The sequence below is a fragment of the Maribacter sp. 1_2014MBL_MicDiv genome (genome assembly GCF_001865655.1).
GTDB lineage: Bacteria > Bacteroidota > Bacteroidia > Flavobacteriales > Flavobacteriaceae > Maribacter > Maribacter dokdonensis.
The window spans coordinates 3,070,930-3,088,759 of record NZ_CP011318.1 but is presented as its reverse complement, the minus strand read 5'-3'; the positions used below and the strand labels follow the sequence as shown (position 1 = coordinate 3,088,759).

General features: G+C 36.3%; 10 protein-coding genes. 5 read left to right on the top strand and 5 right to left on the bottom strand.

What is annotated here, in order from left to right:
- Window positions 1-7 precede the first annotated feature (7 nt).
- The 5 genes from YQ22_RS12995 to YQ22_RS12975 all read right to left on the bottom strand — a co-directional run bounded on the left by YQ22_RS12995 (window position 8) and on the right by YQ22_RS12975 (window position 10,752).
- A complete protein-coding gene (locus YQ22_RS12995) occupies window positions 8-1,303 on the bottom strand; it encodes an alpha-L-fucosidase (RefSeq protein ID WP_071341534.1) in 1,296 nt (431 codons plus the stop codon).
- Window positions 1,304-1,307: 4 nt separating this feature from the next.
- Window positions 1,308-3,632: a GH92 family glycosyl hydrolase gene (locus YQ22_RS12990; protein WP_071341533.1), complete on the bottom strand. Its 2,325-nt coding sequence runs from the start codon at window positions 3,630-3,632 to the stop codon at window positions 1,308-1,310.
- A 10-nt stretch (window positions 3,633-3,642) separates the two neighbouring features.
- Entirely contained in the window at window positions 3,643-5,697 is a 2,055-nt protein-coding gene (locus YQ22_RS12985; RefSeq protein ID WP_156894574.1) for a glycosyl hydrolase 115 family protein, read from the bottom strand.
- 309 nt (window positions 5,698-6,006) lie between these two features.
- Window positions 6,007-7,656 carry a RagB/SusD family nutrient uptake outer membrane protein gene (locus tag YQ22_RS12980; RefSeq protein ID WP_083414256.1) on the bottom strand — a complete coding sequence of 550 codons (1,650 nt, stop codon included), beginning with the start codon at window positions 7,654-7,656 and terminating at the stop codon, window positions 6,007-6,009.
- 18 nt (window positions 7,657-7,674) lie between these two features.
- Complete coding sequence (locus YQ22_RS12975) at window positions 7,675-10,752, bottom strand: SusC/RagA family TonB-linked outer membrane protein (RefSeq protein ID WP_071341531.1); 3,078 nt, start codon at window positions 10,750-10,752, stop codon at window positions 7,675-7,677.
- Window positions 10,753-11,064: 312 nt separating this feature from the next.
- On the opposite strand from YQ22_RS12975, the gene YQ22_RS12970 reads away from it, so the two are divergent.
- From YQ22_RS12970 to uxuA, 5 genes are all read left to right on the top strand, one after another.
- Entirely contained in the window at window positions 11,065-12,453 is a 1,389-nt protein-coding gene (locus YQ22_RS12970) for a 3-keto-disaccharide hydrolase (RefSeq protein WP_232231189.1), read from the top strand.
- 5 nt (window positions 12,454-12,458) lie between these two features.
- The gene (locus tag YQ22_RS12965; protein ID WP_071341529.1) at window positions 12,459-13,814 is read left to right on the top strand and encodes a Gfo/Idh/MocA family protein; all 1,356 of its coding nucleotides are present in this window, start codon (window positions 12,459-12,461) and stop codon (window positions 13,812-13,814) included.
- A gap of 153 nt (window positions 13,815-13,967) precedes the next feature.
- Window positions 13,968-15,803 (top strand): alpha-L-rhamnosidase-related protein, encoded by a 1,836-nt coding sequence (locus tag YQ22_RS12960; RefSeq protein WP_071341528.1) that lies wholly within the window; start codon window positions 13,968-13,970, stop codon window positions 15,801-15,803.
- A gap of 11 nt (window positions 15,804-15,814) precedes the next feature.
- Window positions 15,815-16,630 (top strand): SDR family oxidoreductase, encoded by an 816-nt coding sequence (locus tag YQ22_RS12955; RefSeq protein WP_071341527.1) that lies wholly within the window; start codon window positions 15,815-15,817, stop codon window positions 16,628-16,630.
- Between the two features lie 19 nt (window positions 16,631-16,649).
- Window positions 16,650-17,828: a mannonate dehydratase gene (gene uxuA / locus YQ22_RS12950; protein ID WP_071341526.1), complete on the top strand. Its 1,179-nt coding sequence runs from the start codon at window positions 16,650-16,652 to the stop codon at window positions 17,826-17,828.
- Window positions 17,829-17,830: the final 2 nt, after the last annotated feature.

The window sequence follows — 17,830 nt, the reverse complement described above, 5'->3', positions numbered from 1 at the left end:
AGTTTTGCTATTTAATAAATTCCACATTTGTCACCTTAGCCACAATAGGGTTAGGCCAAACCTTATCATTGTAAAGCCGTTGTGCTCTACTTATTGAGATTTCCAGTAAATCTTTATGTTGAACAAAATGAGATGTTGGTGTGTTTTCCGGCCAATATTCAACCACTAAATCATTCTGCCCTAAAACAGAAACAGCCGTATTTTTAGTTGCCTTCATATTTTTAAGCAGAAAATTTCTTCTAAAACCTTTAAACCAATCTTTTTGACCAGTTATAAAAACATATGCCGTATTTTCATCTTTACCTTTAGTAAACCACATATCGCCATCTTTAATAATAGTTGGCACGGGCCTTACATTTTTGATCCCTTCACTATTTACATACATCCAAAGGGCAATTTCTCTTAACCGTTCTTCTTGTTCCAATGGAATTTCGCCATTAGGCTTAGGACCAACATTCATTAAAAAGTTACCTCCTTTTGCTCTTATTTCTATTAGTTTTTCAATTAATTCAGTTCCAGTTTTATAAGACTCATTAGTAGGTTTATACTGCCACTGGGTTCCCATGGTCATACAGGTTTCCCATGGTCCTTGCATTGCCGTATTGGGTATACTCTGTTCTGGAGTTTCCATTTCTCCTCTTGTAACTACAATATTTGGGTCTAAAGAATGTACATACTGTACTATAGGTGTTGTTTTAAAAGCATCGAAAAATATTACGTCAATAGGTCCGTAATTGCTCACCAACTCTTTAACCTGTTTTTTATCGTACTCCAGCAGTTTTTCGTTTTCTGTAATCTGACTCATTCTACTATTTCTTGAAATGAGTTCTCCTTGCTTGTTTAAAAAGTTAAAATCTTCAGGAGAAAAATACACACCTACTTTTAGTCCTTGCTTACGTAATGCCGTAAAAAGCTGACCAGTTATGTCTTTACCGTAAGGAGTATTCATGATGTTAAAATCAGTGGTTTCCGTATCCCACATGCAAAATCCGTTATGGTGTTTGGTAGTAAACACGACGTATTCAGCACCAGTTATTTTAAATAACCTTGCCCATTCGTCTGCATTAAACTTATCTGGATAAAATGTTTTAGGAAGTTCATTAAAATACTGATTAACATAATCATCTGATGCCCCTACCAATGAGTGACTTATTACACTACCTAATTGGGAATCAACGCTCCAATGCACAAATATCCCAAATCCCATATCCATAAAATCTTGTTCTAAATCTACCCTATTATTTATTTGCGAATAAATTGTAGAGCAAAATAGTGCCAATAGAACTGATAGTTTGAATCTCATATTTTTATTTTATTGTATTGGTCATTTCCAAGATTAGCTCGCCCCCTTTTACAATATCCTCATGTCTTAAGCTATAAGCTTTTATTGATACTCCGTTAAACGCAGCATCTGATACATAAAAATTAGCATTACTATTGTTGTTCGCCTTTATGGTAAACAGGTCGCCATTATAAAAATTATTATTCAATTTAATATTGACCTCATCGAAAATAGGGCTACCTATTTGGTATTCAGGATTAGCTTCTGTTCCACCGTTCATTTGAAAGAGACCGATCTTCATAAGTACCGCCAAACTGCCCATTAATCCTTGGTCCTCATCACCGTTATACCCGGTTGAAGGCGATAAACCACCAAAAACAGTTTTCGTCACTTTTCTCGACCAAAATTGTGTTAAATCTGGTCTATTTAATTGACTAAAAATAAAAGCTGTTTGTATTGAGGGCTGATTACCAAAATTGATTGGAATTCTACTGTACTCTGGGTGTAGTTCCACAGCATGTGAAGTGCCAGCTGTAAAACCAAGAGTTTCTGCAATTTTAAACTGTTCATTCAGTTTATCAATTGCAGCATCTTTCCCTCCCATTAAATTAGCCAGTCCAACCAAATCATGTGGCACAAACCAAGTAGATTGTGCTCCGTTAGATTCAATAAAACCATGTTCAGCTTGGTAAGGATCATATTCAGATTTCCATGTTTCTTCTACATCTTTAGGGCGCATCCATCCAATTTTCTTATCAAATACATTTTTATAATTAGAAGATCTCGCCAGGAAATAATCATAATCTTCTTTGTGACCCATCTTTTTCGCTAATTGTGCCAACGTCCAGTCTTGGTACGCATATTCCATGGTTAAACTAGCACCGTCTTGATGGCTACCAAATTTACCTTCCGGTATTGGGTAAGGCACATAACCTTTATCTAAATAATATTTTAAGCCACCACCAATATTAGTAGTGTGCTCATAGCCGGCTTTCTCCATAATTCCACCAACCAAATGATTTTTCTTTAAAGCTTGGTAAACGTCTTCCAGTTCATCCTTGAATATACCTTTTTGAATAGCTGTCACTAGAAAAGGAGTAGCACTCGCTCCTGTCATAACGTAAGTGTAATTACCACCTGATGGTCCACGTGGTATGAGTCCGCCATCTTTATAATACTGCATTAAGGAATTTGAAAAGTCATACATTATTTCAGGATACACCAAGCCCCACAAAGTATTCAAGGTCCATTGTGCTCCCCAAAAAGAATCTGAATTAAAATGATTGAATTTTGGCAAGCCATCAGCATTTAAAGGCAGTTGCCCTACTTTAAATATTTCTCCTGTATTATTAGGGTAAGCACCATTTATATCATTAATAATACGCCTACCTTGTAATGCATGCCACAAATCTGTATAAAACCTTCTTTGATCCTGTTCAGAACCGCCTTTAACACTAATTCTTCCAAGTAAACCGTTCCATTCTCCTTTTGCTTCCTCTTTAACCTTCTCAAACTGCCAGTGCGGTAATTCTTTGGACATATTAAGCGCTGCATTCGCTACAGAGGTATAAGATATACCCACTTTCATTAATACATTATTTTGGTCCTTATCCAAAACAATGAGATAATTACCTGTTTTGTCATCTTTATTGACGGATACTATTTTAGCATTTAATTTAACTTTAAAATAAACGGTTAAAGGCTTCGGTCTCCTATGCGTAGGTTCCATCGTTACTTTACCGGAAAGCTCATTAGCTGAATTCTGCTCTAAAAAACCATCTGTATTACTACTAGGGCCTAACAATGTATTAAGGTTGAAAAGTATAGCTTTATCTTCTTGGTTATCAGGATAGCTATATTGATGAAAACCTACTCTTTTAGTACTGGTCAATTGGGCGGCAATATTAAAACGATCAAGATTTACTTTATGAAAACCAGGTATAACCACCTCCTGATCATGACTGAATTTTGAATAGAAATCTTTATAAATATCCTCTTTGCTTTCCTTATTTGTAGTCACGGGCATGACCGAAATACCAGACATTTGCCATGCATGTATGTGACTGAATCCCTTTATTGTATCTGTTTTATATCTATAACCACTTCCCCAAGCGCCCCCAATTTGGGTATCTGGACTCAGGTTGACCATACCAAAAGGCCTGCTTGCAGATGAAAAGTAGAACCATCTTGAATTTTCCGTATCTAAAAGGGGATACACCTTAGCCGTGTAATCAATATGCTGTTTACCATCGGTTTTAGATTTTACGGGCCGTTCTTTACATGCACCTAACATCAATATTGATATGCTCAGTAAAACAACGTTATATTTAAAATTGTAGCCAAATCTCATTCTTATCAATTTAAAGAGTCATTTTAGTAAGATTAGTTTCAATAGCATTAAGCATATCATAAGAAGGAAAACCATTATTTTGTCTTCTGTTAGCTATAGCATACCAGTTTTTCCATTTATCATCGATATCACCGGTACTTCTGCGATCTAAAATTGTATCTAGTTGTGTCTTTACTGCTGGTAATAAAGAAATAGCTTCTTTCAAATACTGTTTATCTTTAGTATTCTCAAATTGTTTTTTGAGTTGAGCCATTTTATGTAATGATGTTTCAAAGGCAATTAAATCTGAATACAACTGCGCTGGAAGAAGCACATAGGAATGGTAAAAATTATCATTGTTACCCAATTTTTCATATCCTAATTTTGATTCAGTAATTGCTTTCTTTAAAACTACATTGATTCTTTCAACGTTTTCTACATCACCAATTACACGATCATAATCATATGGCACAGGTGATTTACCCGGTCTTTCTATTGGGGCGTTGGATAAATAAGAAACTGCCTCCCTAATTTCCCATAAATGCTCTACATACCCCTTTCTGCCCTCTTGTGCCTCACTTAAATATTTCATTGAATTCACTGCATGTTCAGCTGCTTCTGGGCTAAAGTATTGTTCTGTCCAATCTTTATAAAAAGTATCCGCATGAAAGTCATCTGGGCTATAGCATACCTGGCTATAAGCAACCAGATTTAACAGAAACGGTCTAAAATTTTGCCCATTGACCAAACAATAATTATCAGCATCATATTTATGGAACATTTCTTTCATTACAGACTCCACCTTCTCTGGGTATGGATTGTGTACCGTATGGTTTAGCCAATAACCAGCATGCATATATGTTCCAAAATCATAACCATCGGTAGTACTTGGTAAGTGCTCAAATTCGCCAAATCCATGATCAGACCAAAGCACGGTCCAATCTTTAGGAGGTCTAAAACCATTGTTCCACATTTCCATACCATCAGAATAGCAAACAAGTACCTTTTGAGACTCTGGCTTATACTCATCTACCAGTTCACCAAATGCGGCATAAACCTCATTAAATACCTCAATTTTACTTTCCCCACAGGTACTTTCATATTTCCAATCCCATACTTGGTGGCGTGGTCTTAATATAAAAACGTCTGTTTTTGCCAACGGTGTGTGCTCAAAATAATAGCGCCAAGCTTGTAACCAATCTGCTTTATATGTTTTCCAACAATCTGCTTTTTCAGCATCCATTGGATGAATTTGATACCCAAGAGCAAAATCTACCGCTATCTTCATTCCTTTCTCATGGGCATAATCTATCATTTTCTCTACATAGTCAATATCTATTTGATAGTCTGGCTTTAAGGCTTTATACTCAGGTCTAATAAAAAACTCGGGTCTACCCAACATGTCGAAAAGTTGAATAGAATTATAACGAAGACGTACCAAAGAGTTGATCATTTCAGTATAGCTCTCCCAATCGTATTTTAACAACTCGCCCCTATAGTTTGCCAATTCATCTACGTCATTCTCAAAATAAGTTAGCATTGGCACCTTTGGTGGGGCTATAGTCTTTGGTTTAAAGTTCAATAGGTCATTGATCTTTTTCTTCTGAGGTAATTTTCCCGTCCAATATTCTAAGGGATCAACACCCAAAACATCTTTTGAGAAATCATATATCGCATATTGCAAACCTTGCTCATCTGAACCTGCAATAACTATAGCTTTATTCTTATGGTAAGTATTTATAGCCCAAATGCCGCCTCCAGAACCTGGTGTTGATTTGGAAAGCTTTACTTGGCCATTAGTAACAAACTTATTTATAAAGGTATCTTGAGAAGTTCCTAAAATAAATACAAGTGTATTTTCAGGTACCGTAGAATTCGGCGTGATTATAAATACATCTTCCTCTAAAACTTTTTCTAGATCGTTTTTTAGATCACGAATCGTCGAAGTTGCAGCAGTAGTAGCATGTTCTGCCATAACTAAATATACAGCCGACGGATTTTTAAAGTTGCTGTTACAGCCTATACAACATGCTAAACAAGCAGACAGAATTAAGAAATGCTTTAATAATCTGTTTTTTTTAATCATTCGTTTACGTCTTTCTATTTTATAGAAGTTTTGAATATTTGAATGCACTACATTTTAATATGAACAAATGAAGTGATCTTGAAACTATAAATTGAAAAAGGAATTTTGAATTGGGATAAGTAAGCTAATCTCAGAAATAAGCGCTGAAATCATATTAACTCAAGTATACTATATGGTTAAAATAATCTCACCCTCAAAATAGTCTTTTCCATATCATCTAAAGCATAATACAGGCAGGTACAAAACCTGCCCATATCAACTCAAGGAATGAAAACTAACTTCTTATTATCTCTTAAAATTCCATAATTTTTAATAACCAGGATTTTGTTCTAAAGAACCATCTGACAATTGTAGTTCATTGGCAGGTATTGGTCTTAACAAGTGAATACCTGCATTGAAAGTCCCATGATCCATAACATGTGGATTGTATAGCGCAATACGCTCTTCTAACTTACCGGTACGCTTCAGTACTGCCCATCTATTTTCTTCTCCTGCAAGTTCTATAGCCCTTTCATTTAAAATATCATCAATGCTTATCGATGTGTATTCATTTGCAACACCAGTGGCTCTCTCTCTAACAATATTTAAATGATTAAGGGCCGATGCTGTATTACCTGCTCCCAAATAAGCTTCTGCTGCAATTAAGTGTGTGCCGGCTACCCTAAATACGAAGGTATCTCTAGCCCCATCGGTATCTTCATTAAAGTCTTGATCATCGAACTTTTTAAATATTGGAAAATTTGTTCTTTCAATATTTAAAGAATATAAATAATTAACTCCTGGTATATCATCGGGCAATCCAAATAGATACTGATCTGGTTGGTATACCCAATAACGATTTAAGCGATCTGCTAATTCATCCGCATCTAGTGCATTTTTAGGGTAATAAACTATGGTATCACCTGCAACAATATTATCTGGACCATCTGGTTCATCACTGTCGGCTATGATCGCACGGTGAATTGTAACATCTTCCCTTGTATCGTTATCGGCGAACAAAGAATAGAAGAATGGTGTAGGCATTGCCCCAAAACCACTTACCCCATAGGGTGTTGTAGTTCTATTCACACCAGGATAATTGAATACCTGATTCATAAAAAGCGAATGCTTGTTATTACTTTTATCATCTGCCAATCCACTATTTCCATATTGTATGGCAAATAATACTTCGTCATTTTCTTGATTACCATAATCAAAAACCTCTGCAAAAGACTGGCTACGAATATCATAATCACCTATCGCCTGCTCAGCCAATGCCGCAGCTGTATCAAAATCTGCCGAAGTACCGGCCGAAGTATATGCCCTTGTCAAATAAACCTCAGCTAAAAGGTGTTGTGCTGCGCGTTTAGAAATTCTTCCTGTACTAGGGTCATCTAACAATACGGGAATAGCCTCTTCTAAATCTGAAATAATCTGTGCATATGTTTCAGCTTCTGTAGATCTGGCATAATCTGTACGAATGGTCTGCACCTCATCTACCTCTATGACTACCCCACCGTATTGTTGTACCAAATTAAAATACGCCAAACCTCTTAGTGCCTTAGCCTGGGCTATACCGTAATCTCTTGCCCCTAAATTTGCATCGCTCCAGTTTATTTGATTCTCATATCTGTTAATTACAATATTGGCTTTACCAACTACACTATAATTATTTGACCAAACCGCAAGGCCTTCACCTGAGTTTAAATTAAAATAGTCGTTTGTTGGACTAAAAGAGAATATTTCACTTTTACTTGTAAAGACATCGGTGCCCAAATATTGAAAAGTATATTCTTTATAAACATCTCTTAAACTGCTATACACCCCAACCACCAATTGATCGGCATTATCTTGTGTAATAAAATTCTCAGAAGTAATATCTGAGTATATCTCTTCTTCTAAATAATCATCGCAGGCATAATTCAGCGAAATCATGATAAAGAAGACGGTTATAATCTTTATATATTTTAATAGTTTCATCTTTTTATAGTTTAAAAATTAGTACGATAATTTTAATCCGAATAAAACTGTTTTGACAGAATACCCCATATTATAGGAGTTCTGTAAACCTGTTTCTGAATCCGGACCAGCAAAATCGGTAAAGGTGAACGGATTTTGAACATCAAGCGACAGACGTAACGTAGACATATTCAACTTGTCTAAAAGGTCTTGAGAAAATGAATAGGCAAGACCAATATTACCAACTCTTACAAAAGACATATCTTCATAAAACCAAGGGTAAGAAGATTCTCCATATTCTGGCGAAGGATATCTAGCATCAGGATTATTAGGTGTCCAATAATCTTGCTTTAAACTATTGAATACTGCTGCATCACCATTAAATGAAGCAAAGTTTTGATGAAACTCAGAATGTCCAAATACTCCTTGCCTTGTATTTACTTGAACGTTCAATTCAAGATTCTTATAGTTAAAGGTATTTGTCATACCTGCGATCCAATCTGGAGATTGAGAACCTATAACCCTTTTATCTTCTTGGTTAATAACTCCATCACCATTTTGATCTATATATTTATACTGCCCAGGTAATAGTCCAAAGGACTCCGCTTCCGCAGCCTCGTCTATTTGCCAAATACCATCTACCTCATAATCAAATGTTGCATCAATTGGTGCACCTACTTGCAAAACTCCATTCAGTCTAGAGTCCGAACCAACTAAGATCTGTTCTATACCATCATAAAGCTCAAGTATTTCGTTATCATTATTCGTATAATTGATGTTGGTACGCCATGTAAAGTTGTCTGTACGTACGTTTACGGTATTTAAGGTAAGTTCCACACCTCTGTTTCTTACCGAACCAAAATTACCTACGGTACCAGAATCTCCAAAACCAGTTACAAAAGACAATTGACGGGCAAGAATACTGCCTTCTGTTTCTTTGTTGTAAAATTCAAAACCGAAATTAACCCTACTATTTAGAACCGAAAGATCCAATCCGAGGTTATACTCCTTAGAAACCTCCCAAGATAAATCTGCATTTGACAGCCCCTCAACAGATTTACCAACATTAAAATCATCACCGTACAAATAACTATCCTGTGCCAAAAATGCTAATGAACTATATGGGTTTACCGTTTTGTCATTACCGGATTCACCGTAACTTAAACGTAATTTCAAATTACTTAACCAATCAACATTCTGCAAAAAAGGTTCTTCACTAGCTCTCCATGCAAAAGCTGCGGATGGAAAAAATGCCCATTTATTACCTACCGCCAGTTTAGAAGAACCGTCATATCTACCAGTAAAAGTAAACAGGTATTTATCATTAATACTATAGTTTAAACGACCGGCAAACGAGGCTAAAGTCTCTTTTTCATAAAAACTACCATAATCTCTAGGTATCTCTGCACCTCCTTCAGTATTAAAGAACAAGTATGCATCGGTATCAAAATCACGTACCTGTATATCACTTCCCTCAGGGTTAGAATAGTACAATGAATTGATCAAGGTAGTTTTAAGGTTATGACCTTCGGCTATATCAAAATTAAAATCAAGAATATTATCCCATGTATAAGATGTCTTAAAGTCTGTTTGATAATGAGACTGAATTCTAGATGGGTCATTTCTTGATGATTTCGTCAACAAGCCTCTATATTCCCCAAAACGTTGAGTACTAATGTTAGGAGAAAATTGTGTTTTAAAATTGATCCATTCGTTTGGCTTATAGTTAAAAAATACATTGGCGATAACATCTAAGGTTTTAGTATTAATTCTCCAAGCACCCTCTGCATCATAAATAGGGTTTACAAATCGCAAATCTTGATCATCTGGAAATAAAATAGGCTCTCCGTTCTCGTCATAAGGATTTACCGTTGGTGCTAGGCGCAGTGTACTTCTAAACAATTCTCTACTACCTTCTTCTCTTTCTGAAAGAGCCAAATAAGATTTAATACCAACCGTTACCTTGTCAGATACTTTTTTAGATAAAGAAGCACTTAGATTATATCTTTCGAACTCCTCTATACCCATGACACCTTCATCATGTAAATAACCAATTGATCCGTTATAGACCAAACCATCACTACCACCGGACATACCAACGGTATGGCTAGTTTGTAAACCTGTTTTTCTAAAAAGGTCCATCCAATCAGTATACCTACCATTAGCAACATTAGATGCTTCTTCGTTAGATGATTGAATTTCAGTGGAGCGATCTACTACTATACTATTATAAGATGCAACCGTTCTATCTGTACCTTGCCAAGCTCTAGCCCTTAGAACATCATCCACAAACTCTAAATATTCAGGACCTGAGTAAAGTTCTGGAACATTAGTTGCCGATCGTAATCCAAAAGAAGAATCATAAGTAAAAACGGTTTTACCTTCAATACCACTCTTTGTTGTAATGATAACCACACCGTTAGCACCTCTAGAACCATAAATTGCTGTTGCGGAAGCATCTTTCAAAATATCCATCTGCTCGATATCAGAAGGATTCAAAACACTTATATCATCGAAAAATATACCATCGACCACAAAAAGAGGTTTAGAAGGATCATCATCTAGATTATCACTAACACCATCACGCTCATTACCTTGGTTTGCAGTAATTACGGTATTACCACGAATCTTTATAGATAAAGGTGCTCCAGGTTTTGAATTAAGGGTTCTTACATCTACCCCGGCAATACGCCCTTGTATTGCCTGCCCTACATCCGTCTTTCTTTGCTCTGTAAGCGTTTCACTGTCTACAGAAGCTACAGCGCCCGTTAAGTCACTCTTTTTCACAGAACCATATCCAATTACTACTACCTCATCTAGCTGAGCCGTATCTTCTTCCATAGTAATTTGAATGTTAGATTGACCGGAATAAGTCACCTCTACAGGTTTATAACCTAAATAAGATACACTTAGAACATTTCCATCATCTACCGCTATACTAAAGTTGCCATCAAAATCGGTAACCGTTCCATTTGATGTTCCTTTTACTACGATAGATGCTCCAGGAATTGGCATGCCTTGGGTATCTGCCACCGTACCCGTAACGCTACTCTGCGCCAATAGTACCGATGACATACCCAATAAAAGGAATACCATTAATAGTTTTAGTTTTTTCATTTTTGTTATTGTTAAGTTAATTGACTACTAATGTATTGTTAAGACCAAGTTAACAGATGGACAAATTCATCGAAAATATGGACAATCATAAAAAAGCCCATATTTGCTGTATTATATATTTCATAAAATACACATCAAATAATTACGAAATTCACATAGTTTGTAGAGGCAAAATTTCATATTTTCAGTATTTGAAGTAAAGTTGAAATTTGCCGTTAGATGGTAAAATCCATGCTTTGTATTAAAATGTCCATCATAAAAAAACTAAAAAACAATACTTTGTAAAGCCTTTTTAAAACCAAAATGACAACAATGAAAAATTACCTGATCAACAGTAAATTATTACTCGTGGCAACCGTTACATTATTAATTAGTTGTAGCGAAACTCCTAAAGACAATGCCCCGTGGGTGGATCTTTTTGATGGAGAAACTTTAAAAGGATGGCATAAATTAGGAGGAGATGCAACCTATGCCGTTAAAGAAGGTGCCATAGTAGGAACCACAACCCACAACACTCCTAACACATTTTTAACTACAGATGAAATGTATAGCGATTTCATATTAGAATTAGACTATAAGGTAGATTCTACCATGAATTCGGGAATTCAAATTAGAAGTAATAGTATACCAACATATAGAGATGGCAGGGTACATGGATATCAAGTTGAAATAGACCCTTCTGAAAGAGCCTGGAGCGGTGGTATTTATGATGAATCAAGGCGTGGTTGGTTAAACCCTATGACCAATAATCCAGCTGCACAAAAAGCCTTTAAGCAAAACGACTGGAACCATTATAGAATTGAAGCTATAGGTGATACGATTAAAACTTGGGTAAATGACGTACCTGCCGCATATCTTATAGATGATAAAACCGCAAAAGGCTTTATATGCCTACAAGTGCATAGCATACATAAAGATCAAAAAGCAGGAACAGATATTATTTGGAAAAATGTAAGAATCATAACCGATAGTGTTTCTAAATACTCAAGAAATTCTCCTTTAACACCAATTATTACCAAAAATCAACTGACCATAGATGAAAAGAAAGACGGCTGGAAACTTCTCTGGGACGGAAAAACTACTGATGGTTGGAGAGGTGCCAAGTTAGAAGAATTCCCTGAGAAAGGATGGAAAATTGAAGATGGCGTTCTAAGCGTACTTTCTTCTGGTGGGGAAGAATCTGCCGCAGGTGGTGATATTGTAACCAAAGAACTTTATGGAGATTTTGAATTGAAAGTTGATTTTAAATTAACCCCAGGAGCCAACAGTGGCATTAAATATTATGTTGACACTGAGATCAATAAAGGTGATGGCTCTTCTATTGGCCTGGAATATCAAATATTGGATGACAATCTTCACCCAGATGCAAAAAAAGGAAACCATGAAGGCAGCAGAACTGTTAGCTCTCTTTACGATTTAATTCAAGCAGATGTAAACAAACCCATTAAACCTATAGGTGAATGGAATACAGCCTATATCATATCTAAAGACAACCATGTTGAACATTGGCTAAACGGGACCAAAGTTCTTGAATATGAAAGAAAAAGTGATGCATATAGAAAATTGGTTTCTGAAAGTAAATATGCCAAGTGGCCCAATTTCGGGGAATTGGATAAGGGTCAAATACTACTACAGGACCATGGAGATTTAGTATCGTTCAAAAATGTTAAAATCCGAGCTATAAATAATACAAAAGAATAAATACGATGAGTTCAAACAGAAGAAATTTTATTAAGAAAACAGCTTTGGGTGCAGTTGGGGCTACGATAGCCAGTGGTACCGCAAATGCGATGACAGCAAAGAGCTATTCTAAAATAATAGGTGCAAACGATAGAATTCATGTAGCTATTCAAGGTTTAGGTAGAAGGTATGGTGCCTATATACCTGCTATAGCACACAAAAAAAATAATGTTGAGCTTACCTATTTATGTGATGTAATGAAAAGTCAGCGAGACAAAGCTGCCACAGAAGTAGCATCTAAAATTAGCAGCAAACCAAAATTGGAAAACGACATCAGAAAAATATTGGACGATAAAAATGTTGATGCCATATTTATGTCCACGCCAGATCATTGGCATGCACCAGGTGCCTGTATGGCAATGCAAGCCGGCAAACACGTTTATTTAGAAAAACCTTGTAGCCATAACCCGCGCGAAGGTGAGTTGGTGGTTGCCTATCAAAAGAAATTTGATAAAGTAGTTCAAATGGGCAACCAGCAAAGATCTGCCCTAGAATCTCAAGAAATTATAAGAGATATACATAACGGCGTAATTGGTGATGTATATAAGGCAACCGCATTCTATATTAGTGCAAGAGGTCGTGTACCCCACCAAACCAAAGCAAACCCGCCAGAAGGTTTAGATTGGGAACTTTTTCAAGGACCGGCTCCAAGAAGAGCGTACACGGACAACACTTGGGATTATAATTGGCATTGGTACGGATGGGATTATGGTACCGCAGAAATGGGCAACAATGCCACCCATGAACTTGACATTGCACGTTGGGCATTGGGTGTTACCTATCCCGAACACGTATCTGTAGATGCTGGCAAGTATCATTATAAAGATGATGGATGGGAAATGTATGACACAATGGAAGCAACTTTTAAATTCGCTGGAAACAAAACTATTAAGTGGGATGGAAATAGTAGAACCGGATATCATAAATTTGGTAATAAATATGGTAGAGGCACCATAGTTTCAGGTTCAGAAGGTACTGCATATATTGATCGCGGCGGTTATAAGTTATTTGACCAAAAAGGAAATTTCATTAAAGAAAACCTTTCTGCTGGAGAAGAAGCAGGTACTGCACTAGGTGGTGGCGGCGATATGTCAACTCTACACACTGTCAACTTCTTTGATGCCATTAGGGGAAAAGCCGAATTAACCTCTCCTATAGATGAGGGTGCTATTAGCCAAATGCTAACACATTATGCAAATATAGCTTCTAGAATAGATGATTCATTTGAAGTTGATGAAGCTACAGGTCGTATTTTTAATAGAGAAGCCATGAAATTATGGTCTAGAACATACGAACCAGGTTGGGAAATAAAAGATGTATAACCAGCATAGCAATACTTATACGCAATTGCCTTCTTATTAAAAAAACAATGACATATAGGTAATACCCCCAATAAGACTATTATACTAGATACTATGCTATTGACGGCATAGTATCTAGTTCTAAATATCATAAATATACATATCGTAAATACTATGAAAAAGCATATTCACATATGTCTTATACTACTTTCTATTGCAGTAACCCAAGCTCAAAATAGTAATACAAATATTGATTTAAAAACTACTATCATTCCACCTGCTAAGGTTGACAAACTAACAGCCGATAGTTATTTAATAGATTTTGGTAAAGCATTTTTTGGAACCATACAATTATATAGCAATAAACCTCAAACAGATTCATTGATCATTCATTTAGGTGAGAAATTAAACGATAAAAATGGAGTTGATAAAAATCCGGGAGCAACAATAAGATATCAAAAAATTGTATTACCACAATTGACCGCCAACACCTTAATCCTTCCAAAATTAACTGCAGATAAGCGCAATACCACAGGTGCTGCCATACAGTTGCAAGATAGTATTGGTGTGGTAATGCCTTTTCAATATTGTGAAATTGAAAACCTAAAAATTCCAATTACCGAACTACAGGTCCATCAAAAAGCTTTACATCACAAATTTAACGATGAGGCTAGTGCCTTCTCATCATCCAACAAAATTCTAGATTCCATATGGGAGCTTTGTAAACACACTTTAAAAGCTACAAGTTTTACAGGTTTTTATGTAGATGGTGATAGAGAACGAATACCATATGAAGCAGATGCCTACATAAATCAATTAAGTCATTATAGTGTTGATAGCCTCTATACAATGGCAAGGAGAACTAATTCTTACTTTATTGAAAACCCTACTTGGCCTACAGAATGGTTATTACATACGGTGCCTATGTTCTACACTGATTATATGTATACGGGAGATATAGAACCCTTAAAACAACATTATAAAAACCTTAAATTAAAAACCTTAATGGAGTTAGAACGTGCAGATGGCCTTATCAGTTCTTCTTCGCCAAATCTGAATGCAGCATATATTCAGAAACTAGGTTTTAAAAAGGCAGATACTAAAATAAAGGACATTATTGATTGGCCACCCGCTCAAAAAGATACAGGTTGGAAATTAGCTACCCCAGAAGGCGAAAGGGATGGTTACGAAATTGTACCGGTAAACACCGTGGTAAACGCATTCTATTATTATAATCTAACGTTAATGGCAGAAATCGCAACTGTACTTGACAAAAAAGAGGATGCAGCTTTTTTCAAAAAGAAAGCCGAAAATGTAAAAACCACTATGAATACAACGTTTTTTAATTCGGACAGAGGATATTATACAGATGGCGAAGGATCTACTCATTCTTCCTTACATGCTAATATGATGCCTTTAGCATTTGGCATTGTACCAAAGGAGCATGTTAAAACGGTTACCGAATTTATAAAAACCAGAGGCATGGCTTGCAGTGTATATGGCGCACAATATTTATTGGAAGGTTTATACTTAAGCAATGAAGCACAATATGCTTTAGACCTCATTACCGATACCAAAGGTGATAGAACATGGTGGAACATGATAGAAGTTGGCGCTACCATGACCTTAGAGGCTTGGGATGTAAAATACAAACCAAATGCTGACTGGAACCATGCATGGGGTACGGCGCCCTTGAACATAACTACACGTTATATGTGGGGCATTAAACCCAAAACAGCAGGATTTAAAATAGCCGAAATACAACCTCAACTAGCTAATTTGAAATATTCCAATATTAAAGTACCCACCATGAACGGGATCATTAAAGCAAGTTTCACAAAAGGCAAAAAAACACATCAATATATCATAGAAATACCTGAAAACATGTCCGCTGAATTTAAAGTTCCCCTCATTAAGTTAAAAGGCAGACATAACGGGAAGAAAATAAAACCAAAACAACAAATCATCATCCTTAACAGTGGAAACCATACGATTAACCTAAAACAATAATCAACACGAAAATGAACTTATTCAGTATAGAAAACAAAGTAATTTTAATAACTGGTGGCGGTGGAATACTTGGCGGAGAAATGGCAAGCTACCTACTTAACAACGGTGCTACCATTGTCATATTGGATTACAAAGAAAATATCGTCAATAGCGCCATAGAGCAGTTAAAAAAGATCAACAATAACGTTACCGGATTTGTTTGCAATGCCTTGGATGAAAAAAACTTAAAGGAAGTTTCTGATAAAATCATCGCCAAATTTGGAAAAATTGACATCTTAATCAACGCTGCAGGCGGGAATATGCCCGGAGCCACTATATCCGTTGACCAAACCATATTTGACGTAAATATTGATCATTTTAAGAAAGTGGTTGATCTAAACCTATTTGGCAGTATTTTACCATCCTTGATTTTTGGCAAAGAAATGGTTAAGAACAATAAGGGTGTAATTATAAATATTTCTTCTATGACCGCCCAAAGTGCAATTACAAGAGTTGTTGGATATTCAGCCTCTAAAGCAGCCATAGAAAATTTCACCAAATGGCTTTCTGTAGAACTAGCAACAAAATTTGGAGAAGGTATTCGCGTAAATGCAATTGCACCAGGTTTTTTCATTGGTAACCAAAATAGAAACTTATTAGTTGATCAAGAAACCGGTAAATTTACCGAACGTGGAGAAACAATTATTAAGAACACACCCATGAAAAGATTTGGAGAAACCAATGAATTAAATGGTACTATTCACTATCTATGTGCCGAAGCATCAAAATTCGTTACCGGAATTGTTGTACCAATAGATGGAGGATTTAGCGCATTCAGCGGAGTTTAATAAATTTTAAAAAAATATAATGGAACAAACATGGCGTTGGTACGGACCAAATGATCCAGTATCGTTATCAGATATAAAACAAGCAGGTGCAACAGGAATTGTTAGCGCATTGCACCATATTCCCAACGGAGTTATATGGTCCGTAGATGAAATAATGAAGCGAAAAAACACTATTGAAGCTGCCGGCTTAACGTGGTCGGTCGTAGAAAGTGTTCCAATTCATGAGCAAATAAAGACCCAAAAAGGAGATTATACAACTTATTACGACAACTACAAACAAACTATTACCAATCTTGGACAATGTGGCATAGATACGGTTTGCTACAATTTTATGCCCGTTTTAGATTGGACACGTACCAATTTAGATTACGAAGTGTCAGATGGCTCTACCGCGCTTCGGTTTGAAGCTAATGCCTTTGCTGCCTTTGAATTATATTTGTTAAAAAGACCCGGAGCGGAAAACACCTATACCGAGACACAAAAAAATGCTGCCAAAGCCTATTTCCAAAAGCTTTCAGAAGCGGACAAAAACAAGCTTATCGGTAACATAATAGCCGGTTTACCTGGTGCTGAAGAAGGGTACACATTAGAGGAATTCAATGAAATTTTAGCAACCTATGATGCCATAGGACCAAAAGAATTGAAGAAAAATCTATTTGAATTTTTATCTGAAATTATTCCGGTAGCCGAAGCATCGGGTATTCGTATGTGTATTCATCCAGATGACCCACCTTTTCCTATCTTAGGTTTACCACGAGTGGTAAGTACGGAACAAGATATTGTTGATCTTTATAAAGCCGTTGATAGCCCTAATAACGGATTAACATTTTGTACAGGATCTTTTGGTGTAAGACCGGACAATGATTTACCGGGTATGGTAGACCGTTTAGGAGATCGAATTCACTTTATACATTTACGTAGTACCCAGCGCGATGCCGATGGTAGTTTTCATGAAGCGAATCATTTAGAAGGTGATGTTGATATGTATTCGGTAATGAAAGCGTTGATCAATGAGCAAAATAAAAGAAAAGCCGCTGGTCGTAACGACACTAAAATGCCCTTACGCCCCGATCACGGCCATAAAATGTTAGACGACCTTAGAAAGAAAACCAATCCGGGGTATTCTGGCATTGGTAGACTTAGAGGTTTAGCTGAATTAAGAGGTTTGGAAATGGGAATTAGAAAAAGCTTAAAATAGTT

Excerpts from the sequence above, each read along its gene's own strand:
- YQ22_RS12995 (WP_071341534.1), bottom strand. The coding sequence starts at position 1,303 with ATGAGATTCAAACTATCAGTTCTATTGGCACTATTTTGCTCTACAATT.
- YQ22_RS12990 (WP_071341533.1), bottom strand. The coding sequence starts at position 3,632 with ATGAGATTTGGCTACAATTTTAAATATAACGTTGTTTTACTGAGCATA.
- YQ22_RS12985 (WP_156894574.1), bottom strand. The coding sequence starts at position 5,697 with ATGATTAAAAAAAACAGATTATTAAAGCATTTCTTAATTCTGTCTGCT.
- YQ22_RS12980 (WP_083414256.1), bottom strand. The coding sequence starts at position 7,656 with ATGAAACTATTAAAATATATAAAGATTATAACCGTCTTCTTTATCATG.
- YQ22_RS12975 (WP_071341531.1), bottom strand. The coding sequence starts at position 10,752 with ATGAAAAAACTAAAACTATTAATGGTATTCCTTTTATTGGGTATGTCA.
- YQ22_RS12970 (WP_232231189.1), top strand. The coding sequence starts at position 11,065 with ATGAAAAATTACCTGATCAACAGTAAATTATTACTCGTGGCAACCGTT.
- YQ22_RS12965 (WP_071341529.1), top strand. The coding sequence starts at position 12,459 with ATGAGTTCAAACAGAAGAAATTTTATTAAGAAAACAGCTTTGGGTGCA.
- YQ22_RS12960 (WP_071341528.1), top strand. The coding sequence starts at position 13,968 with ATGAAAAAGCATATTCACATATGTCTTATACTACTTTCTATTGCAGTA.
- YQ22_RS12955 (WP_071341527.1), top strand. The coding sequence starts at position 15,815 with ATGAACTTATTCAGTATAGAAAACAAAGTAATTTTAATAACTGGTGGC.
- uxuA (WP_071341526.1), top strand. The coding sequence starts at position 16,650 with ATGGAACAAACATGGCGTTGGTACGGACCAAATGATCCAGTATCGTTA.